Annotated in this window: 24 protein-coding genes and 1 pseudogene; 13 read left to right on the top strand and 12 right to left on the bottom strand. The window is 56.2% G+C overall.

Going from position 1 to position 25,192, the window contains the following annotated elements; genetic code table 11:
• The first annotated feature begins 14 nt into the window (after positions 1-14).
• The 4 genes and pseudogenes from TU86_RS04115 (at position 15) to TU86_RS04100 (ending at position 5,951) form a co-directional block, all read left to right on the top strand.
• Positions 15-275 carry a type II toxin-antitoxin system Phd/YefM family antitoxin gene (locus TU86_RS04115; RefSeq protein WP_048362996.1) on the top strand — a complete coding sequence of 87 codons (261 nt, stop codon included), beginning with the start codon at positions 15-17 and terminating at the stop codon, positions 273-275.
• A gap of 2 nt (positions 276-277) precedes the next feature.
• Positions 278-601: a type II toxin-antitoxin system RelE/ParE family toxin gene (locus tag TU86_RS04110; protein WP_048362995.1), complete on the top strand. Its 324-nt coding sequence runs from the start codon at positions 278-280 to the stop codon at positions 599-601.
• A 218-nt stretch (positions 602-819) separates the two neighbouring features.
• Positions 820-2,901 (top strand): annotated as a pseudogene (locus tag TU86_RS04105) (ATP-binding protein); the annotation flags it as partial.
• Positions 2,902-2,996: 95 nt separating this feature from the next.
• Positions 2,997-5,951, top strand: a complete 2,955-nt coding sequence (locus TU86_RS04100; protein WP_048362994.1) for an HD domain-containing phosphohydrolase — start codon at positions 2,997-2,999, stop codon at positions 5,949-5,951.
• A 2-nt stretch (positions 5,952-5,953) separates the two neighbouring features.
• Here TU86_RS04100 and TU86_RS04095 read toward each other — a convergent pair whose 3' ends face one another.
• Both TU86_RS04095 and TU86_RS04090 read right to left on the bottom strand, forming a co-directional pair.
• A complete protein-coding gene (locus TU86_RS04095; RefSeq protein ID WP_048362993.1) occupies positions 5,954-6,436 on the bottom strand; it encodes a GAF domain-containing protein in 483 nt (160 codons plus the stop codon).
• Positions 6,429-7,322, bottom strand: a complete 894-nt coding sequence (locus TU86_RS04090; protein WP_048362992.1) for an ATP-binding protein — start codon at positions 7,320-7,322, stop codon at positions 6,429-6,431. The genes TU86_RS04095 and TU86_RS04090 overlap by 8 nt, the downstream gene beginning before the upstream one ends.
• 168 nt (positions 7,323-7,490) lie before the next feature.
• On the opposite strand from TU86_RS04090, the gene TU86_RS04085 reads away from it, so the two are divergent.
• A complete protein-coding gene (locus TU86_RS04085) occupies positions 7,491-9,806 on the top strand; it encodes a response regulator (protein WP_048362991.1) in 2,316 nt (771 codons plus the stop codon).
• A 71-nt stretch (positions 9,807-9,877) separates the two neighbouring features.
• Here TU86_RS04085 and TU86_RS04080 read toward each other — a convergent pair whose 3' ends face one another.
• Together TU86_RS04080 and msrB are read right to left on the bottom strand one after the other, a co-directional pair.
• Entirely contained in the window at positions 9,878-10,378 is a 501-nt protein-coding gene (locus TU86_RS04080; protein WP_048362990.1) for a glutathione peroxidase, read from the bottom strand.
• A gap of 25 nt (positions 10,379-10,403) precedes the next feature.
• Positions 10,404-10,799 carry a peptide-methionine (R)-S-oxide reductase MsrB gene (msrB, locus tag TU86_RS04075; RefSeq protein ID WP_048362989.1) on the bottom strand — a complete coding sequence of 132 codons (396 nt, stop codon included), beginning with the start codon at positions 10,797-10,799 and terminating at the stop codon, positions 10,404-10,406.
• A 219-nt stretch (positions 10,800-11,018) separates the two neighbouring features.
• On the opposite strand from msrB, the gene TU86_RS04070 reads away from it, so the two are divergent.
• Positions 11,019-12,230, top strand: a complete 1,212-nt coding sequence (locus TU86_RS04070; protein ID WP_048362988.1) for a pyridoxal phosphate-dependent aminotransferase — start codon at positions 11,019-11,021, stop codon at positions 12,228-12,230.
• Positions 12,231-12,543: 313 nt separating this feature from the next.
• Positions 12,544-13,431, top strand: a complete 888-nt coding sequence (gene htpX, locus TU86_RS04065) for a protease HtpX (protein WP_048362987.1) — start codon at positions 12,544-12,546, stop codon at positions 13,429-13,431.
• Positions 13,432-13,497: 66 nt separating this feature from the next.
• Here the strand turns inward: htpX and TU86_RS04060 are convergent, their stop codons facing one another.
• Positions 13,498-14,157, bottom strand: a complete 660-nt coding sequence (locus tag TU86_RS04060; RefSeq protein ID WP_048362986.1) for a thiopurine S-methyltransferase — start codon at positions 14,155-14,157, stop codon at positions 13,498-13,500.
• 101 nt (positions 14,158-14,258) lie between these two features.
• On the opposite strand from TU86_RS04060, the gene TU86_RS04055 reads away from it, so the two are divergent.
• Positions 14,259-15,026: a DODA-type extradiol aromatic ring-opening family dioxygenase gene (locus tag TU86_RS04055; protein WP_048362985.1), complete on the top strand. Its 768-nt coding sequence runs from the start codon at positions 14,259-14,261 to the stop codon at positions 15,024-15,026.
• Between the two features lie 167 nt (positions 15,027-15,193).
• Here the strand turns inward: TU86_RS04055 and TU86_RS04050 are convergent, their stop codons facing one another.
• The gene (locus TU86_RS04050; RefSeq protein ID WP_048362984.1) at positions 15,194-16,864 is read right to left on the bottom strand and encodes a DEAD/DEAH box helicase; all 1,671 of its coding nucleotides are present in this window, start codon (positions 16,862-16,864) and stop codon (positions 15,194-15,196) included.
• A gap of 361 nt (positions 16,865-17,225) precedes the next feature.
• A complete protein-coding gene (locus tag TU86_RS04045) occupies positions 17,226-17,981 on the bottom strand; it encodes a spermidine synthase (protein WP_048362983.1) in 756 nt (251 codons plus the stop codon).
• A gap of 160 nt (positions 17,982-18,141) precedes the next feature.
• On the opposite strand from TU86_RS04045, the gene TU86_RS04040 reads away from it, so the two are divergent.
• Positions 18,142-19,488 (top strand): class II 3-deoxy-7-phosphoheptulonate synthase, encoded by a 1,347-nt coding sequence (locus TU86_RS04040; protein ID WP_048362982.1) that lies wholly within the window; start codon positions 18,142-18,144, stop codon positions 19,486-19,488.
• Between the two features lie 73 nt (positions 19,489-19,561).
• Here TU86_RS04040 and TU86_RS04035 read toward each other — a convergent pair whose 3' ends face one another.
• A complete protein-coding gene (locus TU86_RS04035; protein ID WP_048362981.1) occupies positions 19,562-19,741 on the bottom strand; it encodes a DUF1127 domain-containing protein in 180 nt (59 codons plus the stop codon).
• A gap of 96 nt (positions 19,742-19,837) precedes the next feature.
• Between TU86_RS04035 and TU86_RS04030 the strand changes: the two genes are divergently transcribed.
• Positions 19,838-20,695 carry a LysR family transcriptional regulator gene (locus TU86_RS04030; RefSeq protein ID WP_048362980.1) on the top strand — a complete coding sequence of 286 codons (858 nt, stop codon included), beginning with the start codon at positions 19,838-19,840 and terminating at the stop codon, positions 20,693-20,695.
• On the opposite strand, the gene TU86_RS04025 is transcribed toward TU86_RS04030, so the two are convergent.
• The 3 genes from TU86_RS04025 to earP form a co-directional block, all read right to left on the bottom strand.
• Positions 20,685-21,437: a sulfite exporter TauE/SafE family protein gene (locus tag TU86_RS04025; RefSeq protein ID WP_048362979.1), complete on the bottom strand. Its 753-nt coding sequence runs from the start codon at positions 21,435-21,437 to the stop codon at positions 20,685-20,687. The genes TU86_RS04030 and TU86_RS04025 overlap by 11 nt on opposite strands.
• 143 nt (positions 21,438-21,580) lie before the next feature.
• Complete coding sequence (locus TU86_RS04020; protein WP_016780001.1) at positions 21,581-22,153, bottom strand: elongation factor P; 573 nt, start codon at positions 22,151-22,153, stop codon at positions 21,581-21,583.
• Positions 22,154-22,202: 49 nt separating this feature from the next.
• Positions 22,203-23,336: an elongation factor P maturation arginine rhamnosyltransferase EarP gene (earP, locus tag TU86_RS04015; protein ID WP_048362978.1), complete on the bottom strand. Its 1,134-nt coding sequence runs from the start codon at positions 23,334-23,336 to the stop codon at positions 22,203-22,205.
• Between the two features lie 134 nt (positions 23,337-23,470).
• Between earP and TU86_RS04010 the strand changes: the two genes are divergently transcribed.
• Both TU86_RS04010 and TU86_RS04005 read left to right on the top strand, forming a co-directional pair.
• Positions 23,471-23,872: a hypothetical protein gene (locus TU86_RS04010; RefSeq protein WP_048362977.1), complete on the top strand. Its 402-nt coding sequence runs from the start codon at positions 23,471-23,473 to the stop codon at positions 23,870-23,872.
• Between the two features lie 24 nt (positions 23,873-23,896).
• A complete protein-coding gene (locus tag TU86_RS04005) occupies positions 23,897-24,379 on the top strand; it encodes a GreA/GreB family elongation factor (RefSeq protein WP_048362976.1) in 483 nt (160 codons plus the stop codon).
• 55 nt (positions 24,380-24,434) lie between these two features.
• Here the strand turns inward: TU86_RS04005 and TU86_RS04000 are convergent, their stop codons facing one another.
• Positions 24,435-24,689: a hypothetical protein gene (locus TU86_RS04000; protein ID WP_048362975.1), complete on the bottom strand. Its 255-nt coding sequence runs from the start codon at positions 24,687-24,689 to the stop codon at positions 24,435-24,437.
• Between the two features lie 177 nt (positions 24,690-24,866).
• On the opposite strand from TU86_RS04000, the gene TU86_RS03995 reads away from it, so the two are divergent.
• Positions 24,867-25,187: an ElaB/YgaM/YqjD family protein gene (locus TU86_RS03995; RefSeq protein ID WP_048362974.1), complete on the top strand. Its 321-nt coding sequence runs from the start codon at positions 24,867-24,869 to the stop codon at positions 25,185-25,187.
• Positions 25,188-25,192 lie beyond the last annotated feature (5 nt).

Below are 25,192 nucleotides of genomic sequence, written 5' to 3'. Positions count from 1 at the left end.
TGGAGAAAATACCAATGTCATTAGCAACTCATATTCGACCTATTACTTATTTAAAAAATAGTGCCGCAGACATCGTTAAAGAATTTACTGTTAATCCTGAACCGATAATAATTACTCAAAATGGAGAACCTAAAATGGTTATCGTAGAGATCAATGATTTCGAACGTCAGCAAGAAACAATGGCTCTATTAAAGCTCATTGCACTGGGGCACAAACAGGTTGCCGATGGGAAATTCAGCGATGCCATGGAATTTATTGAAGAACTGGGTGACTGATAATGACTAGACAGTTCATCATCACTGAGAATGCGAAAAAAGACTTATCCGAGATAAAGTCATACGTCACGAAAGAGTTTGGGAAAAGCACATGGAAGAAGGCTCACGCTGAATATGCAGCGGAATTTAAAAAAATCAGAGACAAACCTGAAGCCGGAAAAATTGTTGACGAGCTTAAAGACTTAGGAATTAACCACATACTATACAGATTAGTTAGACAAACAAAAATTGTTTACGAGTTTAATGAGTCAAAAATAATTATTCAGTTACTTATCAATACCAGAAGAGACTTTCGCTCTCATTTACTCAAGAGAGTTCTATCTTAAAGCCCTTTCACGGGGCTTTTTATTACTAATGCCCTCACCCACCTACAGAAAAATTCTCGCTCGAATGAGCCATTCTCGTGCCCATACAGGCCAGATCCCTTACCATCTACGGCACGCCACCGTTTTCCCCTAAGTCCAGTATTTTCAGCCCCCAAAGCCACGGGTACAAGTCCCCGCACCTTTGGCGACCTAGATCACAATTATTAGAAACCGCTAGACCCTGCGAGCTGGGCATTATCAACAGTCGCTGGCGCGGTTATGTGCCCGCCTCTGATAGCTACTGGCGTAATTATCATCGCTTGATTTACCAGATCATCATCGGGACCACCCTTTTACTGCTGCTGTCATTGGTCTGGAACGCTTACATGCGCCGCCAGATACAGCAGCGAAAACAGGCTGAGCGCGCCCTCAGCGATCAGTTCGAATTTATGCGCGCCATGGTCAATGAAACACCCCACCCCATTTATGTGCGAGACCGCCAGGGCATTCTGCAAACCTGTAATGACAGTTATCTGGAAGCCTTTTGCGCCAAGCGCGAAGAAGTCATCGGCAAAACGGTCATACAAACTCGCAGTGCCATCAGTAATGAACACGAAGCCCGGGACTTTCAGGCTGACTATCTGCGCGTTATACGCGAAGGCACGCCACTGATCATGGATCGCCAATTGCACATCGGCGATCAGATCATGACCATTTACCACTGGATTCTTCCCTACAGGGATTCGCTGGGTGAGGTGCAAGGCATCATCGGTGGCTGGATCGACATCAGTGACCGCCGTCAATTGATGGACAAACTGCGCTCCGCCAAAGAGCTGGCTGATGAGGCCAACCGCGCCAAAAGTACGTTCCTGGCGACGATGAGCCATGAAATCCGTACCCCCATGAATGCGGTTATAGGCTTGCTGGAACTCACGTTGAAACGAGCGGATAAAGGCCAGCTCGATCGACCTTCAATTGAGGTGGCGTACAACTCTGCCAAAGACTTGCTGGAGCTGATTGGCGATATTCTTGATATCGCCAGAATCGAGTCGGGCCGGCTGAACCTGTCAGCTGAGCGCGTCAACTTACGCGAATTGGCCAGCTCCGTTATTCGGGTGTTCGACGGTTTGGCACGGCAAAAAAATCTGACCCTGTCACTGATTTTCACTCCGGAGCATAACGCCCCGGATGTACAGGTCGACCCTCTGCGTTTTAAACAAATCCTCACCAATCTGATCAGCAATGCCATCAAATTCACAGACCGCGGTCATGTAACACTGACATTGAACCTGCTCCCCACAGACGCCCCGGATCAGGTTCAGGTGCAGCTCAGCGTGCAAGACACAGGCATTGGTATCAGCAGCAGCGATCAGGCGCGCCTGTTTGAACCTTTTTCCCAGGTAGAAAACAGCGGCCAGTTTGCCTTGGGGGGCGCAGGACTCGGGCTGGTGATTTGTAAAAGCCTGTGCGAAATGATGGGCGGCACGCTGACGCTGAGCAGCCAACATACGGTGGGCACACGGGTTCAGGTCACCCTGAAAGTACCGTCTCTGGCGCCCAGCCTGAGTCAGACCGCAAAAGAGCCGGAGATCACCCACAGCACACGGACGCTCAATGTCCTGGTTGTGGACGATCACCCGGCCAATCGCTTGTTGATGTGTCAGCAATTGGGCTTTTTAGGCCATGTGTACACCACGGCACAAAACGGGGCCGCCGGGCTTGAACTCTGGAAGCAAGGGGGGTTCGACGTGGTCATTGCTGATTGCAATATGCCCGTCATGAATGGCTATGACTTGACCCGCGCGATTCGACATATCGAACACATTGACCAGCGAGTGCCGTGCACGATCCTGGGGTTCACCGCCAACGCCCAACCAGAGGAGCGTCTCAACTGCCAACAGGCAGGCATGGACGACTGCATGTTCAAGCCCATCAGCCTCACATTGCTCTGCAAGCGTCTGAACGTACTCAAGCCTGTCTACGCCGAAGTCGCATTCAATGTTGAAAGCCTTTATGCGCTGTCAGGTGCAGACCCCATCAGGATCAAACGATTGCTCCAAGAGCTGTTACACAGCAACCGCGCTGACCTTGAGGCGCTGCGCATACTGCGCGCAGACGAAGGGCTGGACGGCTTTACTGAATTGGCCCACAGAATTAAAGGCGCCGCACGTATTGTCGGGGCCGTGAAATTGATTGAGCGGTGTGAAGCGCTGGAAACGGCCAGCCCCGACACCTTGCAACACGCCTGTGATGAGGTCAGGCATGCCATGGCGTCACTTGAGCAAACGCTGCTCAATGAACTGGCCAAGCTTGCCGAATAACCCAGGCGTCACCCTGCACAAAAAAAGGGGCTCGTGAGCCTGGCCTAACTATGCTTACAGGGACCAGCGCACTCCTATCTGCGGGGACACCTTGTATGCCCAAAACTGGGTCAGCTAAAAAGCGCCAATTTCCGCTGCATGTCCATATCAGCGTGATGTTCACGCTGTTGCTGGTATTGCTGGGTGTGGCCTTGGGCGTTTTTAACTATGTGCAAACCACCCGGATCATTCTCAACAGCAGCCAACAGGTGTTCAGCCAGATAGCACAGGATGTGCAGCAAGACTTGCTGCACACCTACCAGCCGATACGCCAAGCGCTGAACCTGCTTTCACTCGGTACCGATGGCACTACCGATCAATTCGAAAGCCGGATGGCATTGTTGAAACCGTTTGTGCAAACACTCAATGACAATCCGGCACTCGCCGCCCTTTATCTGGGGGACAACCAAGGGAACTTCTTTCTGGTTCGCCCTTTACGTAATCAAGCAACCAAGAACCGCCTGAAAGCACCGCAACAAGCCATGTATCAGGTCTGGAGCATTCAACGGTCGGGGCTACTGAGCGCAGTTGAGTCGAAAATTCTGTTTTTTGATGAGTCCCTGTCGCTGCTTGAACAACGCAATAAAGCCGATGAAACCTACGACCCACGTGCCCGCAGCTGGTTTATTCCGGCGCGGGGCATCACCGACCAACTCACCACCAGCCCCTATCTGTTTTTCTCGACACGCGAGGTGGGCACTACATTATCCCGTCGCAGTTCGGCCAAAGCGGTGATCGGAGCAGACCTCACGCTTTCTCAACTTTCCACCACGCTGGCCCGGCACAAGGTCACGCCCGGCACAGAAATCGCGTTATTTGATGACACAGGCCAGGCCGTTGCTTACCCTGATTACCAGCCGTCACTGGCCGATCCTGAGTCCACTCACCTGTCCCGCGTTGAGCAACTTAGCCCCGCATTCGCGGCCTTAACCCGCCAAGGCATCGACCACGAGCATCGCCTCCAGGCAGACCAACGCCAGTGGATCGTCTCACAGGCCAGGCTGACCGATGGTGGACTGAACGGCTTGTATCTGACCCTGATGGTTCCTGAAGACGAACTGTTGGGCGATGCTTATCAACTGCGTTGGGAAGGCGCAATTGTCACACTGGCGATCCTGCTGCTGTGCCTGCCCTTAGGCTGGTTAATCTCTCGGCTGTTGGTCAAACCCCTGCGTGCCCTGGTGCAAGAAGCCGAAGCGATACGCCGTTTTGACTTCAATTACCCCGCGATTGAGCACTCACCGGTGCTTGAAATCGACCAGTTGGCCGCCTCCATGCGCCGCATGAAAGAGACCTTGGCCAGTTTTTTTGAGATCACCGCCAGCCTGTCGGCGCACACCCGCTTCGAACCGCTGCTGCAATCGGTGGTGCGCGAAACCATGAAGATTGCCCAGGCGCAGGCTGGACTGATTTATCTGACCGAAAGTGAGGGGCCTCATTTCGCCCTCAAAGGGTTGATCATTAACGATCAACCTCGCGACTTGAGCACACTGACTCACCCCGCGCTGAATGCTCAGGAGCGCGAATATCCGCCCTGGTTGCGTACGCTGCATGAAGGCAACGACAGCGTGGTGTGCACCCTCAGCCATGCACAGGCCGGTGACTTGCAACCCGTGATGCAGGCGTTCGACAGCCAAAGCGTGCACCTGATCGGGATTCGTCTGCACAACCGTCATGGCGAGACCGTGGGCATCCTGGTGTTATTACTCAACAACAGCGGCTCGCGTGAAGACCAGGAGCACCTGCGCGCCGACCGTATTGCCTTCATCAAGGCCGTCTCGGGCGCGGCGGCGGTTTCTATTGAAAGCCAGCGCCTGCAAGCGCGACAAAAGCAGCTGCTGGACGCCTTCATCCAATTGCTGGCCGGGGCGATTGACGCCAAAAGCCCTTACACCGGCAGTCATTGCCAGCGCGTGCCCGCCCTGACCTTGATGCTGGCCCAGGCGGCTGCCGCCAGCCAACACACCGCATTTGCGCACTATCAACCCACCGATGAAGAGTGGGAAGCGCTGCACATCGCGTCCTGGCTGCATGATTGCGGCAAGGTCACCACGCCAGAATACGTGGTCGACAAAGCCACCAAACTTGAAACCCTGTACGACCGGATCCACGAAATACGCACCCGTTTCGAGGTCCTCAAGCGCGATGCCTGGGTCAGCTATTGGCAGGGCCGGGCTCTAGGCGCAGACGAGAAGCAACTGGCTCAAACCCGTGACGCCAGCCTGGGCGCACTGGACGATGACTTTGCCTTTGTTGCACGCAGCAATCTGGGCAGCGAGGCCATGGCCGAGGTCGACCTGGAACGCTTGAAGACGATTGCCCTGCGCCCCTGGACCCGCACGCTGGATGATCGGCTGGGCGTGTCATGGGAAGAAAACAAACGCCAGGCAACCCGAACGGAGCAAGCGTTACCGGTGACCGAATCACTGCTGGCCGACAAGCCGGAACACCTGTTCGTACGCAACGAGGCCGAATGCATGGAGCCGGACAATATATGGGGCTTTCAACTGGACGTGCCTGCGTACAAGTTCAATCGCGGCGAGCTGTACAACCTGAGCATTACTCGGGGCACCCTGACCCGCGAAGAGCGTTACATCATCAATAACCACATCGTGCAAACCATCCTCATGCTCAAGCACCTGCCCTTCCCCAGCTACTTGGGCAACATTGCTGAAATAGCGGGCGGGCATCATGAAAAAATGGACGGCACCGGTTATCCGAAACGGCTGAAACGCGAAGAGATGAGCCTGGCGGCACGCATGATGGCGATTGCCGATATCTTTGAGGCGTTAACCGCGTCCGATCGACCGTACAAACGCGGTAAAACCCTGAGCGAAGCGCTGAGCATCATGGCAGCCATGTGCCACGATGCTCATATTGACCCGCAATTGTTCGCGCTGTTTATGCACGAGCAGATCTATATGCAGTATGCCCAGCGCTTTCTGGCGCCTGAGCAGGTCGACAGCGTGGAAGTCGACGTGCTGCTACGCAAGGCCGGGCTGGGCCCATAGGCTCAGCAATCGCTCAAACGCAAAAAGATAGCCGCAAGTGCTTCGATGCCTTGCTGATCCTGCGCTGAAAAACGCCCGATGCTCGGACTGTCCAGATCCAGCACACCGATCAAACGACCGTCCTTGATCAAAGGCACCACCAATTCACTGTTGGACGCGCTGTCGCAGGCAATATGCCCTGCAAACGCGTGTACATCCTCAACCCGCTGGGTCTCTCGGGTTGCGGCCGCAGCTCCGCACACCCCCCGACCAAACGGGATGCGCACACAGGCGATCTGGCCCTGAAAAGGGCCCAGTACCAACTCATCATTACGATTGAGGTAAAACCCGGCCCAATTCAAATCGTCGAGCTGGTGATACAAAAATGCCGAAAACTGTGCGGCATTGGCAATAAAGTCACGCTCATCAGCCAACAAGGACTCCAGTTGCGCCTTCAACAAGGCATAACCGTCCAAACCATCACCTGTTGCGTTCAAATCAATCATTCGGTTGCTCCAACAATTTCAATCCAACCCAGTAGCGTGCGAACTGGTAAGCGCAGCGTCCATTACGATTGCCACGCCCGGTTGCCCAGCGCACGGCCAAAATATCCAGCGCCTCATTGCGCTCCCACTGCAAACCGGCCTTGCTCGCCAACACGCCGATCCAGTGTTCAACCACGCTCAGAAAGTGTTCCTGCGTAAACGGGTAAAACGACAGCCACAGGCCAAATCGATCAGACAACGCAATCTTGTCTTCCACGGCTTCGCTGGGATGCAGTTCACCGTCGACGTGCTTCCAGTTTTCGTTGTCGCTTTCTTTTTCTGGCACTAAATGCCGGCGGTTAGACGTGGCATACAACAGAACGTTTTCCGGGGCTTGCTCAAGGGAGCCATCCAGCACGCTTTTCAGCACGCGGTAATCGCCCTCGCCGGCCTCGAAAGACAAGTCATCACAAAACAGTACAAAACGTTGCTCAAGACCTTGCAGGGCTTCAACCACGCGAGGCAGGTCGGCGAGGTGATCGCGCTCGATTTCAATCAGGCGCAACCCCTGCGAGGCGTATTCGGCCAGCAACGCCCGAATCAAGGAGGACTTACCCGTGCCGCGCGACCCCCAAAGCAATGCATGGTTGGCCGGTAAACCGTCCAGAAATTGTTTAGTATTGCGGCCCAATTGATCGCGCTGCTGATCGACGCCAATCAAGTCGGTAAGACGCATCTGAAGGCTGACATCCAGCGGCATCAAATAACCCGTACGCCCTTCGCGCTGCCAGCGTGCGGCGAGTGAGCGATCCCAATCCACCGGTTGGCGGATCGCCGGCAGCAACGGTTCAATACGCGCAAGCACCGCGTCAGCACGCTCAAGAAAGGCATTCAGTTTAGAATCCACAACATCTCCTCAGACTGATACACACAAAGCGCATTGATGGAGTGGACACGGATGCCCATCCCCGGATTAGCGGATACGTAATTACCAGCGGTTAACTGGGCAAAGTCTGCCAGCTAACCTGTTAATCTCTTGCCAGCCGACAGGACATGGAAACAGGTGCAGCACCTTATGGACATAAAACTCACCCATCGCCTGTCGTTCAAGCAGGCACGGCTGACAGTGCTGGTCGGCTTTGTACTGGGAACGCTGCTCAGCCTGCTGCAAATCGGCATCGATTATGCCAGCGAAAACGCTGCCATCAATCGTGAAATCTATTCCTTGCTTGAGATCAGCCATAACCCGGCTTCACGGATTGCCTACAATCTGGACTCAGAGCTGGCTCAAGAGTTAGTGCTGGGGCTGTTGCGCTCGCCCGCAATCATCGGCGCGCAATTGAACGACAACGATAAGTCGGTGCTGGCATCGGTGCAGGATCAGCCCGAATCCGGGCGCTACCGGGCACTCAGTGACTTCCTGTTCGGGGCCAATCGTTCGTTTGATGACCGGCTCTACTTCAATCACATGCCGGAACAAAGCGTTGGCGTGCTGCACCTTGAGGTAGACACCTACCCTTTTGGCAGCCGTTTTTTACACCGGGCCGAAGTGACCTTGCTCAGCGGCTTCGCCCGCAGCCTCATCCTGTCAGGCATTTTACTCGGCCTGTTTTATGTGATGCTGACCCAGCCATTGGTGCGGGTGATCCGTGAGCTGAGCAACAGCAAACCCGGCGACCCTCAACCTTCACGTATCCATTGCCCGCCCGGCCACGAAGACGATGAAATCGGGGTGTTGGTCAACGTTGCCAATCAGCAGTTTGATGCACTGGTGCGTGAAATCGAACAGCGGCGCAGCGCTGAAAACCGTCTGAACGAATACCTGGCGCAGCTGGAACACATTGTGTCTGCCCGCACCCAGCAATTAAAAGCGATCAATGACCGCCTCAGCCAGTCCAATGAAGAACTGGAAGCCGCCCGTAGCACGGCGCTGGAAATGGCCCAGGCACGCTCCGCCTTTTTGGCCAATATGAGTCACGAAATACGCACCCCTCTCAATGGGTTGTTGGGCATGCTCGCCCTGACCCTGGACAGCCCGCTCAATGCTGAACAACACCAGCAACTGTCGATTGCCCATGATTCGGGCAAAGTGCTGGTCGAGCTGCTCAACGATATTCTCGACCTGTCCAAATTCGACGCCGGGCAATTGGAACTGGAGCACATTGCGTTCGATCTTGGGACGCTGGTTGAGGACACCGCCAACCTGCTGTCGCAGAACGCTGCGCCCAGCGTCGAGCTAACGTGCCTGATCGACCCGCAGTTCCCGGCGCTGGTATTGGGCGATCCGACGCGGGTGCGTCAGATCGTCAGCAACTTGTTATCCAACGCCCTGAAGTTCACCCGGTTCGGGCGGGTGGATGTGCGCCTGAGCGCACAGCATGATCGCGTGCGTATCGAGGTCTGCGACACAGGGATTGGGATTGCTCAAGAGGCACAGGCCAGAATCTTTCAACCTTTTACCCAAGCGGGCGCCGGTATCACTCGCCAGTACGGCGGCACAGGCTTGGGCCTGGCATTGACCAACAGCCTGTGTGAAGTCATGCAAGGGCGCTTGACCATCAGCTCCGAAGTGGGTTTTGGCAGTCAGTTCTGCGCTGAACTGCCCCTGCCCTGCCACACAGAGGCGATTACGCCCAAACCCCTTTTGGGTAATGTGATTGCGGTCACAACCGCGAGCAGTGGCCTGGCAGAGTTACTGAGCAGCCTATTGCCGATCTGGGGCCTGAAATTTCAGCGCTTTTCGATCGACGACTCCTTGGCCAAGGTCAATCCTGACTTGTTGATCACGGACTGCCCCGAATGCCTGTTTGGCTTACGCCCGGCGATCAGCACACCGATCTTACTGGTCACCGCCTATGGCAATTTCATGCCGAGCGATCAGGTCAATGCGTTGGCGCCGCTCCAGCAGAAAGCCCGGCCCCTTTCGCGTAAAGCGCTCTATCAAACCTTGCAGCACTTATTGCAAAAAGACGATGACGACACCTTGCGTGCACCGACCCACCACCTGCCCACCCCGCACCGGGCACACATTCTATTGGTGGAAGACAACCCGGTTAACCAGCTGGTCGCCAAAGGCATGCTGAGCAAACTGGGCTGCGAAGTAGTGGTGGCTGCCCACGGCGGGGAAGCCTTGAGGCAGTTAGCGCAGAACCGTTTTGATCTGGTGCTGATGGACTGCAACATGCCCGTTATGGATGGCTATGAGGCCAGTCGGCAAATACGCCAAAGCGGACTGTGGCCAGACCTGCCGATAGTTGCTCTGACAGCCAATTCCATGCCTGAGGAACGTGAACGTTGCCGCACGGCAGGCATGAATGACTACCTGTCCAAGCCGTTCCGGCGTGAAGAGTTGCAAGCGCTGCTCGATACCTGGGTGCCGCTCAAGCCTTAGGCACAGGGCGTAGCTGCGAACGAATGAGAAGCGTGGCTAACGCTCGTACATAAACACCTCAGCCCTCGCCTTTAGGGCCGCGCCTGCACACGCAGCAGTGCTTCGATGTCAGCTTTCAAGGCATAGGGTTTCGTCGCAGGGGCATAGCGTTTGATACTGCGACCGTGCTCACTGATCAAAAACTTGGTGAAGTTCCACTTGATGCCTGTGGACCCCAACAGTCCAGGGGCGCGCTGTTTGAGGGCAGTAAAGAGAGGGTGCGCCTGAGGGCCATTCACTTCGACTTTCTTGAACAACGGGAAGCTCACGCCAAAGTTCACCTCGCAAAATTGCAAGATTGCCGCTTCATCCCCGGGTTCCTGTTGCCTGAACTGGTTGCAGGGAAACCCCAGAATGACCAAACCTTGATCCTTGTACTGCTGCCACAGCGCTTCCAGCCCTTTGTACTGTGAGGTAAACCCGCAGTTGCTCGCGGTATTAACCACCAACACGGCTTTGCCCCCGAAGTCGGCCAAGGTCTTTTGCTCACCGCTCAGTGTGGTGCAAGCAATGTTCAACAGGTTGTCAGTCATGACGCCACCCTCGATAACGTGAAGTTCAGTCGCGCGCCACGAAGTCCAGGCACACCGAGTTGATGCAATAACGCAAACCGGTAGGTGGCGGGCCGTCAGGAAATACGTGGCCCAAATGCGCATCACATTTGGCACACTTCACTTCAGTGCGGACCATGCCGTGGCTCACATCACGAATCTCGACCATCGCACTCTCGCCAATGGGTTGATAAAAACTTGGCCAACCACAGCCTGAGTCAAACTTGGCCGCAGAGTCGAACAACGGCTCATTACAACAAATGCAATGATAAACACCGTCCGTTTTGGTGGCGTTGTACTTGCCGGAGAATGGCCGCTCGGTGCCCTTGAGGCGGCACACGTTGTATTGCTGTGGGTCGAGCATGGCCTTCCACTCGTCCAGTGTTTTTTCCAACTTTTGCATGCTTAAGCCCCTGTCACTGAAAAACCCCGACCAGTGGCTTTTCCAGGGGTCGGGTGGCACGTATGATTGCGCCTCGTTAAGCGCCAGTCTGGCACCCGCGTTATGTGCATTCAAACGGATTCTTGAAGCAAAGCGGGTTGCCGCTGTGTGAAGACACAGAATTTCCCAGTGCAGGCGTCACGTCCTGGCTGGATCGTTCATTTTCGGGATCACATCGCCATGCAGGTCAGCAAATCAAACAAGCTCGCCAACGTCTGTTATGACATTCGCGGCCCAGTGCTCAAGCACGCCAAACGTCTGGAAGAGGAAGGCCACCGCATCCTCAAGCTGAATATCGGCAACCCGGCGCCATTTGGTTTTGAAGCGCCGGACGAAATCCTTCAGGACGTGATCCGCAATTTGCCTACCGCTCAGGGCTACAGCGACTCCAAGGGCCTGTTCAGCGCTCGCAAAGCCGTGATGCAGTACTACCAGCAAAAGCAGGTAGAAGGCGTGGGCATTGAAGACATCTACCTGGGTAATGGCGTCTCCGAACTCATCGTGATGTCGCTGCAAGCGTTGCTCAACAATGGCGATGAAGTGTTGGTGCCCGCACCCGATTACCCGCTATGGACCGCAGCCGTAACGCTGGCAGGTGGCCATCCGGTGCACTACCTGTGTGACGAGCAAGCCAACTGGTTCCCTGACCTGGCCGATATCAAAGCCAAAATCACCCCAAACACCAAAGCGATGGTCATCATCAACCCGAACAACCCAACGGGTGCGGTGTATTCCAAAGAACTGCTGCAAGGCATGCTGCAAATCGCTCGCCAGCACAACCTGGTGGTGTTCTCGGATGAGATCTACGACAAAATTCTGTATGACGATGCCGTGCACATCTGCACTGCGTCGCTGGCACCGGACGTGCTCTGCCTGACCTTTAACGGCCTCTCCAAGTCGTACCGGGTGGCAGGTTTCCGTTCCGGCTGGATCGCCATCTCCGGTCCCAAGCACAATGCCCAAAGCTACATTGAAGGCATCGACATGCTGGCCAACATGCGCCTGTGCGCCAACGTGCCTAGCCAGCATGCCATCCAGACCGCGCTCGGTGGCTACCAGAGCATCAATGACCTGGTGCTGCCCAACGGCCGCCTGCTGGAGCAACGTAACCGCACCTGGGAGTTGCTCAATGACATTCCGGGCGTCAGTTGCGTAAAACCGATGGGCGCGCTGTATGCCTTCCCGCGCATTGATCCAAAAGTCTGCCCGATTCTTAACGACGAGAAATTCGTGCTCGACTTGCTGCTGTCGGAAAAACTGCTGGTGGTTCAAGGCACGGCGTTCAACTGGCCGTGGCCAGATCACTTTCGTGTGGTAACACTGCCACGCGTGGACGAACTGGATCAGGCGATCGGCAGAATCGGTAACTTCCTGAAAACCTACCGTCAGTAATTTCTCTACATGCTGTGCGACGCATCAAATGTCGCACAGCATGTGTCTAATGAAACATTCTTCACTTACTGTACCCTCCGGGCCTTTTCGCGCCTGAATACGCCTTAAAAAATCCTTAAGCCTCGTATCCACTGGGTTTTGTGGGAATTTTTGAGCCTAAAAAAAGTCAATCCGTATTAGGAAATGGCTCTCTTGCAACTAGAATCACGCTGTAGGACACAGTTTGAAATAGTCACTTGGTTGAATAGCCTGTAACAGCACCTTATATACCCCGCATGCGGCAATACCTAAAGACGAGGAGATTCTTACAACCATGATGCGCATTTTGCTGTTTTTGGCCACTAACCTGGCGGTCGTGCTGATTGCCAGCATCACCCTGAGCCTGTTCGGCTTTAACGGGTTCATGGCGGCCAACGGGGTTGATCTGAACCTCAGTCAGCTGTTGGTTTTCTGTGCAGTCTTTGGTTTCGCAGGGTCTCTGTTCTCGCTGTTCATCTCCAAATGGATGGCGAAAATGAGCACAAGCACCCAGGTGATTACTCAACCTCGTACTCGTCATGAACAATGGCTGATGCAAACCGTTGAGCAATTGTCTCGGGAGGCCGGGATCAAAATGCCCGAGGTCGGGATCTTCCCGGCTTATGAGGCCAATGCTTTTGCAACCGGCTGGAACAAGAACGATGCCCTGGTGGCTGTTAGCCAAGGGCTTTTGGAGCGTTTCTCGCCCGATGAAGTGAAAGCCGTGCTGGCTCACGAAATCGGCCATGTGGCCAACGGTGACATGGTCACCCTGGCACTGGTTCAGGGCGTGGTGAACACCTTCGTCATGTTCTTTGCACGCATTATCGGCAACTTTGTCGACAAAGTGATTTTCAAGAACGATGAAGGCCGCGGCATCGCCTACTACGTTGCGACCATTTTCGCCGAGTTGGTACTGGGCTTCCTGGCCAGCGCCATCGTGATGTGGTTCTCGCGCAAACGTGAGTTCCGGGCAGATGAAGCCGGTGCTCATCTGGCGGGTACCGCCGCCATGATCAGCGCCCTGCAACGTCTGCGCTCCGAACAGGGCCTGCCGGTGCATATGCCTGACACCTTGGCCGCCTTTGGTATCAATGGCGGTATCAAGCAGGGCCTGGCGCGCATGTTCATGAGCCACCCGCCACTGGAAGAACGTATCGATGCATTGCGTCGTCGCGGCTAACCTGACGGCACAGGCACAATAAAAGGGCGACTTCGGTCGCCCTTTTTCATGTTCGCCGCAGCGGGCTTAGACGTTTTTTTGCAAGCGATACGCGCGCTCTACCAAACGAGTGGCGCCCTTATTCAGAAAGTTCCAGCTCTTGTCCAGAATGTCGGATTGCTCCAGCACCTCCAGTGACCACTCTGGGGTCAGCAGGCGCTGAATCTCTGTATCCGGCACTGAGAATGGCGGCCCCTGCATTTCGGATTGATCGTAGTCGAGGGTAATCAACAGGCCCTTGCAATCGCGCGGCAAAACGTTCGTCAAGTGGGTCACGTAATTTGCTCGCATCTCAGGCGGTAAGGCGATGATTGCCGCACGGTCATATAACCCCTGACACGTCGCCACATCGTCTGCGCTGATCGCAAACACGTCACCACACATGAGCGTCACAGGCCCTGCCTCATAGACGCTCAACGCGCCACGCCGGGTAATGTCGGGTTTGAGGTTATGCTCGCTGAAATAGCGCTCTACAGCAGCCTCAGACAACTCGACACCCAACACCTGGTAACCGTGAGCGGCCAGCCAGGTGATATCCAGACTTTTCCCACACAATGGCACCAGCACACGCGCACCGGCCTCTAACCCCAAGGCTGGCCAATATCGTGCCAAATACGGGTTGACGTGGTCCAGGTGAAAGCCAATCTGATTGTTCTTCCACCGGTCGTGCCAAAACTCAGGCTGCATGATTCACCTTTAAATTCGATAGATAAGTACTAAAACTTATATTGGATTTAGATCAATGATCAGGATGAAGATGACGCATCTTAACCTTGAGACATAACGCCATGCTCCCCAGTCTTTTTATCTCCCATGGCTCGCCGATGCTGGCACTCGAGCCAGGCGCCAGTGGCCCCGCCCTGACTCGCCTGGCCAGTGAATTGCCACGACCTAAAGCAATTGTAGTGATGTCTGCCCATTGGGAAAGCCCCGAACTGCGCGTTAGCAGCGCCGCAGCGCCTGAAACGTGGCACGATTTTGGCGGTTTCCCTCCTGCGTTGTTTGCCGTGCAATACCCCGCGCCGGGCGAGCCTGCCCTGGCGGCGCGCATTGCTCAAATGCTGCAAGACGGCGGCCTACCCGCACAACTCGACGCCAAACGCCCTTTCGATCACGGCACCTGGGTGCCGCTGTCATTGATGTACCCGGCAGCGGATATTCCGGTTGTACAAGTTTCACTGCCCAGCCACAAAGGCCCGGCTTATCAGACACAAATCGGTCGCGCTTTGGCGAGTTTGCGTGAAGAAGGCATTTTGCTGATCGGTTCTGGCAGCATTACCCACAACTTGCGTGAGCTTGACTGGCGTGCGGGGCCAGAGAGCATCGAGACGTGGGCCAAAGATTTTCGTGACTGGATGATTGAAAAGCTCACCCATGATGACGAGGCAGCGCTGCACGACTATCGCCGCCAGGCGCCAAGTGCCGTACGCAGCCACCCGAGTGACGAGCACTTGCTGCCGCTTTATTTCGCTCGCGGTGCCGGGGATGCTCCTCGTATTGAACACGAGGGCTGGACGATGGGCGCTCTGGGGATGGACATCTATCGGTTCGGGTGAACCTGCAATCGCTACAACGCGATCCGGTTGAGCAAAGAACCGGCTCAGTCAACATTCGCAGCTTGCGTGCCTTGGCTGCCTCTACGGGCAGTCCCCAAAAAAGGCAGGCAAAAAAAATCCCCGAACCAGTCGGGGATTTTTTTAGCGATCAATCACTGCAACAGTGATTAATCTTCGCGATAGCGACGCAGCTTGAGCTGCTTGCCTGCAACGCGAGTATCTTTGAGCTTGGCCAGCAGTTTTTCCAGGCCATCTTCCGGCAGTTCTACCAGGCTGAAGCTATCACGCACTTGAATGCGACCGATGGCTTCACGTGCCAGACCACCCTCGTTGAGGATAGCGCCCAGCAGGTTCTTGGCAGCGATGCCATCACGCGCGCCCAGCGCGGTACGGCAACGAGCACGGCCTTCGGCCAATGCCACCGGAGCGCGACGCTCACGATCACCACGGTCCGGACGGTCACCCGAACGCTCGGAACGCTCACGCGGTGCACTGTTAGGCACCAGTGGGCGATCACGCTCGATCGCAGCCAAGGTCAGCGCCTGACCATTGGTGGCTTTGCGCAACAGCGCTGCGGCCAATGCACGTGGGCTGCAACCGATATCGGCAATCAGGCGATCCAGCAGATCACCGTGAGTCGATTCAGCGTCAGCCACCAGCGGCGTCAGGCTGTTGGTCAGTTTCTTGATGCGAGCATCGAGAACAGCTTGGGCATCCGGCAGGCGGACTTCAGCAACCTTTTGCCCGGTTACACGCTCGATCACTTGCAGCATGCGACGCTCACGCGGCGTAACCAGCAACAGGGCGCGACCTTCGCGACCGGCACGGCCAGTACGGCCGATACGGTGAACGTAGGACTCTGGATCGTAAGGCATGTCAACGTTGAACACGTGGGTGATACGTGGAACGTCAAGACCACGTGCCGCTACGTCGGTCGCCACAACGATGTCCAGACGGCCATCTTTGAGGGATTCGATAACGCGCTCACGCTGGTTCTGAGCAATGTCACCGTTCAGCGCAGCAGCTTTATAGCCTTTGGCTTCCAGGGCACTGGCCAGGTCCAGGGTCGCTTGCTTGGTGCGCACGAACATGATCAGGGCGTCGAAATCTTCAACTTCCAGCAGGCTCAACACAGCCGAGGTCTTCTGGTCAGCGTGAACCAACAGGTGAGCCTGTTCGATCGCGGTAACGGTCTGAGTCTTGGTCTGAATCTTCACGTGTTGCGGGTCGCGCAGGTGGCGCTCAGCAATGGCACGGATCGACTGCGGCAAGGTCGCCGAGAACAATACGGTCTGGCGAGTCGCTGGCAAGGCCTTGAAGATCACTTCAAGGTCATCCATGAAGCCCAGCTTGAGCATTTCGTCAGCTTCGTCGAGAACCAGGTGGTTCACGGTCGCCAGTACTTTTTCGTCACGACGCAAGTGGTCGCACAGACGGCCCGGTGTGGCGACAACGATTTGTGCGCCATTACGGATTGCTTTCAGTTGTGGGCCCATAGGCGCGCCGCCGTAAACGGCCACAACAGTTACACCCGGCATTTGCTTGGCGTAGGTTTCGAAAGCGGTTGCTACTTGCAGCGCCAACTCACGGGTTGGCGCCAGGATCAGGGCTTGCGGCTCGCGCTTAGCAGGATCGATGCGGTGCAGGATCGGCAGGGCGAACGCGGCGGTTTTACCCGTACCGGTTTGCGCCTGACCAATCATGTCGTGACCGGCCATGATGATCGGGATCGATTGCTGCTGAATAGCCGAAGGTTCTTCGTAGCCAGTTGCTGCAACGGCTGCAAGAATGTTCGGATTAAGATTAAAAGCGGCGAAGCCGCCGGTTTCCTGGGTCATGGGTCTGCCTCTAAGTGCATCCGCAAAGACCCATGCTCCAAAGCTGCGCATGCCGTGTAAGACTCAAGAGTCGCCCTGGCTGCTTTGTCGGCGGGGATTTGCGAAAACGTTTAAATGAATGGAGCGTTCAGGGTTGTCCGCGAAACGGACGAGCAGCCGAAGCGTGCTTCGGGAAATGCGACACCTAAACGTGGCCCGGCTAAAGGCCGGCGCGCACTATACCGGATTTATCAAAAAAAAGAAGCGTTTTTTTAAGGATAAAAGCGCTGAACGCCTCTGTAGACCGGGCCTTGACGATATTTTGCACACTGCAAAATGATCAAACCCTCGCCCGCGGGCTAAAACGTTTCACCTTCGCCCTTCACGTGGCGGGGCGAATGGCCTTGATCAAGGACTCCAGGGAGTAGCCCAAACGCGAGGCCAGACCCTCGGCCCGCAGCGTCAAAGCCGGCAGCTCCAGCGTTTGTTCCAGATCGGCAGGCACCATCAAAATGACGTTCCCCTCCTTCACCGGCAGCTCCCAATAGTGACGATGGAATAACCCGCGCAGCAGCGCTGCACCCAGCGGCTTGCCATCATCCGTGGCCCACTGGTTGATGATCAGCCAACCGTTGGGATTGAGCTTGTTCTGGCAGCTTTCAAGAAAGTTCCAGCCCAGATGAGCAGGCGCAGGCCCCAAGTCGTTGTACAGGTCGACAAAAATCAGGTCCGCCGACTCCGCACTTTCCAGCAACTCTTGCGCATCGCCGATGCGAATGTACAAGCGCGGGTCATCGTCCAGCCCAAGGTACTCGATGGCCAGACGCGGAACATCCGGACGCAACTCAATGGCTTCGACATCCTCAAGGGGCAAAAACTTCAGGCAGGCCTGGGTCAGGGTTCCGGCGCCCAAACCTAGAAACAAGGCACTTTCGGGGGTTTCATGGCACAGCGCGCCAATCAGCATGGCGCGGGTGTAGTCGTATTCCAGCCAGCTGGGATCAGCGGTGAACACACAACTTTGCTCGATCGCATCGCCAAATTCGAGGAAGCGGTAGTCTTCCACTTCAAGTACTCGAATCATGCCGAAGTCATCATGAACCTCAGCGAGCAGACGCTCAACGCGCTCCTCAGACATTTCCTCTCCTTGCCGCGACCCGGCACAACCCGGGCATCGCTCTAAAAAAACACCACTCGGCGCCGAGCAGAAAGGCGCGATTGTCGGCCATTGCCACGCAACAGGTCACGCACTAATTGCTGATAACATGCGCCATCTCCCCTTGACACTAGAGTCTGCGATGAGCCAACCCTGGACCCCCGACAGCTGGCGCGCCCTGCCAATCCAGCAACAACCGCACTACCCTGATGCCGCGCACGTACTGCGTGTCGAGCAGAGCCTGGCGAGTTACCCGCCACTGGTCTTTGCGGGCGAGGCTCGCGAATTACGCCGTCAGTTTGCCGAGGTCACACAAGGTCGGGCGTTTCTGTTGCAGGGCGGCGATTGCGCTGAAAGCTTTGCCGAGTTTTCCGCCGCCAAAATTCGCGACACGTTCAAAGTGTTGCTGCAAATGGCAATCGTCATGACCTTCGCCGCAGGTTGCCCGGTGGTCAAGGTCGGGCGCATGGCCGGGCAATTCGCCAAGCCGCGTTCGGCCAACGATGAAACGATCAATGGCGTAACCCTGCCAGCGTACCGGGGCGACATAGTTAACGGCATCGGCTTCGATGAAAAAAGCCGCGTGCCGGACCCCGATCGTCTGGTGCAAGCCTATAACCAGTCAACGGCGACCCTGAACCTGCTGCGCGCCTTTGCCCAGGGCGGCTTTGCCGACCTGCATCAGGTTCACAAATGGAACCTGGACTTCATCGCCAACTCGGCACTGGCGGATAAATACAGCCAGTTGGCCAGCCGCATCGACGAAACCTTGGCCTTTATGCGTGCCTGCGGCATGGACAGCTCACCGCAGTTGCGCGAGACCAGCTTCTTCACGGCTCACGAAGCGCTGCTGTTGAACTACGAAGAAGCGTTCGTGCGTCGCGACAGCCTGACCAACGATTATTACGATTGCTCGGCCCACATGCTGTGGATCGGCGATCGCACGCGCCAGCTCGACGGCGCACATGTCGAGTTCCTGCGCGGGGTCAATAATCCGATTGGGGTCAAGGTTGGCCCGAGCATGAACACCCAAGACCTGATCCGCCTGATCGATATCCTCAACCCGGACAACGACCCGGGCCGCCTCAACTTGATCGTGCGCATGGGCGCCAATAAGGTGGGCGATCACCTGCCAAGCCTGATCCGCGCGGTCGAAGGCGAAGGCAAGCAGGTGCTCTGGAGCTGTGACCCGATGCACGCCAACACGATCAAGGCCAGCAGCGGTTACAAGACCCGCGACTTCGCGCAGATCCTCGGCGAGGTGAAGCAGTTCTTCCAGGTGCATGAGGCCGAGGGCAGCTATGCAGGCGGCATTCACATCGAAATGACCGGACAAAATGTCACTGAATGCATTGGTGGCGCGCGTCCGATTACCGAAGATGGCTTGTCGGACCGCTACCACACCCACTGCGACCCACGCATGAATGCCGATCAGTCGCTGGAACTGGCGTTTTTGATTGCCGAAACGCTCAAGCAGGTTAACCGCTGAGTGAGCACGCAGTTGCGATCTCTTGCTGTTAAAAAGGATCGCAACCTGCGCCATCGCCAACACGGATTGCGGCTCATTTGTTGAACGGGTCTTCCCAAAAATGCCGGTGACTTTCGGTTTCAATATCCGCCCGACTCAACCCCAAATCCTTCAGCGTGGCATCACTGACCCGCCGTAAATGTGCGCGTTCGCGCGACAGTTGATGCCAGCGAACCACCCGCGTAAACCAGCCTGCACGTATCTGACCTTTCATCGCTCAAATCCTCCTTGGGGATGACTCAAGTCTGCGCGCCGGCATAAGATCAATCCAACGAATGCTTCTTATGCAATTCATTTGCGAGATTGATCAATGGCTGACTTTCCGAGCATCGACACCGACCTGCTGCGCACGTTCGCAGCCATCGCCGATCACGGTGGATTTACCCGCGCAGCCGAAGCCGTCAACCGCACTCAATCGGCGGTGAGCATGCAAATGAAACGGCTGGAGGAAGACGTGCTGCAATGCCCGCTCTTTCAGCGCGAGGGGCGCAACGTGGTGCTCACTGCCGAAGGGCAGGTGTTGCTGGGCTATGCGCGGCGCATTCTTAAATTACACAGTGAGGTGTTCAATACCCTGCGCCAGCCGCAGATGGTGGGCATGATCAAAATCGGCTCGCCGGATGATTATGTGATGCGTTTTTTGCCCGGCATTCTTTCGCGCTTTGCCCAGGACTATCCGCTGATCAATGTCGAAGTGCATTGCGAACCTTCAGCGCAGTTGTTGCAGCGTAACGATCTGGACCTGACCATCGTCACCCGCAAACCCGGCTCTGAAAGGGGCCAGATCTTGCGCCAGGAACGCTTCGTGTGGATGGTGGCTCAAGGTTTCTCGCCGCACGAGCAAACGCCCTTGCCCCTGGCGATGTTCAATACCGAGTGCTTTTGCCGGATCTGGGCCTGCAATGCACTGGATGCATTACAGCGCGAGTACCGCGTTGCCTACACCAGCGCCAGCCTGGCAGCCATCAATGCAGTCGTGAGCACAGGACTTGCAGTGACTGCACAGCTCGAAAGCCTGTTGACACCCGACCTGCGTATCGTGGGCGAAGCCGAAAACCTGCCGCTCTTGCCTACGGCCAGTATCGTGCTGCTGCGCAAGGCCACCACCACGCCCTCCCCCATCATCGAGTGTTTTGCTCAGTACATCATCGACGGCTTCAAGCCTTGATCGCCAGCAGCCCGGCACAGATCAGCAAAAAGCCGCAGTACATGCCACGCAATACGCGCTCCGGTAGCGCATGGGCCACCTTGACCCCCCAACTGATACTCAACAGGCCACCAATGGCCATCGGCACCCCCATGTGCCAGTTCACTTCATGGTGCACGGCATAGGTGAGCAGCGTGACGCTGGTACTGGGCGCCGCCAGCGCCAGGGACATCCCCTGAGCCACCACTTGCGAAGTGCCGAAGACGCTGGTCAGTACGGGGGCCGCCACCACAGCGCCGCCCACACCGAACAGTCCGCCTGTCGTCCCCGCCAGCGCGCCCAGCACGCCATACCACGGCCAACCGAAGCGAGTGTTTGCAGCGGCTTGCGCCGAAGCACCATAAAGTTTGATCAGGTTATAGAGGGTGATGGTCAGCAAGAATCCGACAAACCCCCAGCGGATCAGGCTTGGGTCCAGGCCGACCGCGAGCATGGCGCCCAGCCAGGCAAAACAAAAGCTCATCACCACCAAGGGCAATGCCTGGCGCCAATCGATACGGTTGCGCTGGTTATAGCGGTACAGCGCCACGAACACATTGGGCACCGACATCACCAAGGCCGTGCCCTGCGCCATCTGTTGATCCAGCCCGAACCACAAGCCCAGTACCGGAATGGCGATCAAGCCGCCACCAATGCCGAACAACCCGCCCAGCGCGCCCAAGGCAATCCCCAGCGCGGCATACATTGCAAAATCGATCAGCATGACTGGCCCTCTTGGTGAGCCGCCATGCTACCCAGTCACTCGCCTGTGGCAAAGCTCAAAACCGGGCCTTGCGCACGATTTCATCGAGCAAAAAAAACCCAACCATAAGGCCGGGTTCTTTTGTGGTGCGGTTAACGCAAGGTTTAAACCTTGGCGCGGCCCTTGTAGGAGCCACCGTCACGGGTGTCGATCTCGATCCAGTCGCCGATTTCAACGAAATCTGCAACGCTCAGCTCGGTACCGTTTTTCAGTTTGGCAGGCTTCATCACCTTGCCCGAAGTGTCGCCGCGCGCGGAACCTTCGGTGTAGTCAACCTGACGCACGATGGTGGTCGGCAGCTCTACGGAAACCAGGCGGTCTTCAAAGAAGATGGCTTCGCAAACATCGGTCATGCCTTCTTCAACGAAAGGCAGAACGGCTTCGATGTCTTCAGCGTTCAGCTCGTACATGGTGTAGTCAGTGGTGTCCATGAACGTGTAGGTGTCGCCGGAGATGAACGACAGGGTCGCTTCTTTGCGATCCAGGATCACGTCTTCCAGCTTGTCATCAGCGCTGTAAACGATTTCAGTTTTGTAGCCGGTCAGCAGGTTCTTCAGCTTGGTCTTCATGATCGCGCTGTTACGGCCCGACTTGGTGAATTCAGCTTTCTGAACCAACCAAGGGTCGTTTTCGAGCTTGATGACGGTGCCGGGTTTAAGCTCTTTACCAGTTTTCATTGCGAGTATCCGAATTTGGATTGAGATTTACAAAAATCTAGGCCGCGTATCATATCCAATTTCTATAAAACAGTACCAGCGCTTGCGCAAGATCAGCCTGCATTGCCTGTTGCAAGCACCAGCGCTCGCTGTGCGCGGTGATTTCAGGCCAGTGTTCAAGCACCGCATTCCAGCTGTGCGCCATGTCTGCGCCAGCATTCCAGGCCAGCCACAGCTCGGTGAACGCCTGCGCGGCGGGCGCGGACAAGTCTTTGACGTACAACGCCAAAAACGCCTTGAGCTTGATCCAGTGCGCGTCCTCTTCTTGCTGATAGATGTGCCACAGCAGCGGACGGCCCGCCCATTGCGCCCGCACAAATGAATCCTCACCACGCACGGCATTGAAGTCACAACTCCATAACAGGCGATCGTAATCCTCTTGCCGGACGAACGGCAGTGCCTGAACGCTCAGTTGACCCCGCTGCTCAACCGTTCCAAGTGGCAATTGATCAACACCCAGCCAGCGCAATAAGTCCCCCATGATGCGACCTTGCGGCACCAATAAATGCGTGGGTCGAGCGCCCGCAGCCATCGCCTCCAGCCAGCTGGCCAGCCCGGTGTTTTCGTAAGCAAAGAGCGAAATCAGGCGCGCACCGTCTAACGCATACACCCCCAGCGCCTGCAAAAAAGCACGTCGTGCCTGCGGATCACGCTCAAACGCCTGGCGTCGGGCAATCAGATCCGCTTCTCGCAACAGGCCCCCCGTGCCTTTCTCAAAGCCGGGAAAGAAGAACATGCGCTTGAGCCCGTCAGGCCGCAGCGAGGGTAATCCGTGACAACCGGTCACCCAGTCTTCGGCGCTTAAATACTCAAGGTTGATCCACAGCGCAGGCACAGCCCGGGCTTTCATGGCCAGCAGATAAGCCTCTGGCAGTTTGCAGGCAAAGGCTTCGATGACGACATCAGCCACCTGCGCCGCCTCCCACTCCTGCGGCCACAGATGCACCTCAACCCCTTGGCGCCATTGTTGGGTTGCCGTGGCGTCTGCCTCGGGACAAAGCGCGACAAACGCCTGCAAGTCGTCGACCCACAACCGCACGGCCACGTCATGTTCAGCAACCAATTGCCGGGCCAGCCGCCAGGTCACACCAATGTCGCCGTAGTTATCGACCACACTGCAAAAAATATCCCAGGAGGCTTTCATTCCGGGCTCCAACGCTTAAAAGGCGGATTGTCCGCATAAAACAGTCGATACAGAAGCGCTGACGCGGATTAATCTGCTCGGGAGTCGTGCGACAATCGCCGCTCTCATCCATTCGCGCCTGTCAGGAGGCTGTCATGCCCGCCCGTCCGATTGCTCGCCGTCGATTGTCTGTCAGGTTAAGCCCGCTGTCGTTGATCGGCTGTATCGCCGCTGGCCTTTGGCTAGGTTGCATGGCGATTGCGCTGACCGGCTGGCTACTTTATCGCACGCTCGGGCCTGCCCCTCTGGCGCCAGTAGTCAACGACCTGCGACAAATCATCCAACCGCAACCGCCCGTTCAAACGCCTGAAGCCAGCAACGTGATGTTTGAGCAGTACCAGCAGAATCTTTATCAAAGCGAGCAACAGCAACGTCTCGACCAAGCGCGCAGCAACTATCGCAACCTGTCCAACCCAACGTGCCAGTTTTGGTTACAGCAAGACCAAAATGCCCCAACCGATAAAAGCCGGGCTAATGTGCTGCGCTTTTGCAATTAACCTCAGACATAAAACACCTCCCTTATGAACAAGACTGTTGTGCACCGCCTGCTACTGGAAAAGCTTGAGGTGGACCTCGACGTACTCCAGCGCGCCGCTCAAACGGCTTATGAAGCCGCCACGCACGAAGAGAATGTCGCGGAAAACAAATACGACACGCTGGGCCTGGAAGCCTCGTATCTGGCGACGGGGCAAGCGCGCAGGGTTGAGCAGATCCGCCAGTCGCTGAAAAGCTGTCGGACAATGGCGCTAGAGCCGTTCAATGCGGCGCGCGGGATTCAGGTCGGCGCACTGGTCAACCTGGAAGCCGAAAACGGCAATGCGCAGCATCTATTTCTGGCGCCTGATGCCGCCGGCCTCACACTCTGTGTTGAAGGGCAAACCGTGACGGTTATCACCCCGCGTTCACCGCTAGGCACAGCGCTGCTGGGCAAACAGGTGGACGATGACGTGCAGATCACCGTGGGCGCTACAGCGCAATACTTCAGCGTCTGCACGATTGAATAGATGGGCTGCGCTGGATCGCGAGCCGGATTGCGCCTGCGGGGCTACTCGCTTCGACTTACTTGGCAGCCGCCATCAGACGGTTCACTTCACTGCGCACCATGTTGGCGTACTCCGGCGGTGACATCGCGTCCAGTTCCGAGCGCACCCATTCAGCCCACTTGCCCTTGCGCTTGGAGCGCTCACCAAACAAACGCGCCGCATCCCCTTTGGCCTTGCCCAGATTGCTCTGCCAAAGATCAAACAGACGGGACTTTTCATCTTCAAGCGCAGCACGCTCAGCGAGAGACTTATTGGCGAGGTTGAAGCTCATGAGATTTTCCTGCGGCGTAAATTGGGCTACATCTTACACCGTCAAAAGAAGTGTCTCAGCCTGGTTTTTAACTACGCTGTCACCCTAGTACCGCACCCCGTGCGAAAACAGATGCAACTTTTCAGCACGGGACTGACTCCATTACTCATCACCCTTTCACCTGCAAGGAGTACCGCAATGGCTCGAAAAAACGCCGTACACGCCGCTGAAGACCAAATCAAAGACCAGGCTTTCAGTGAGCTGCAAGACCTGATTGCCGAATCGGAAAAGCTGCTTAAAGACAGTGCGTCACTGGTCGGCGAAGAGGGTGAGACGCTGCGTGCGCAAGTTGGCCTGAAACTTAAACAGGCGCTGGATTCGGTGAGCAATGTGCGCGAGCGCACCAAGCCCGTCGTGGACGCCACAGAAAATTACATCGGTGGCCATCCATGGCAGACCGTGGCGATTTCGGCAGGCTTTGGCCTGGTGGTTGGCCTGTTACTGGGGCGCCGCAACTAATCAGC

This window comes from Pseudomonas weihenstephanensis (assembly GCF_001043055.1).
GTDB lineage: Bacteria > Pseudomonadota > Gammaproteobacteria > Pseudomonadales > Pseudomonadaceae > Aquipseudomonas > Aquipseudomonas weihenstephanensis.
The sequence above is the reverse complement of the archived record's forward strand: the minus strand, read 5'-3'. Positions and strand labels throughout refer to the sequence as shown.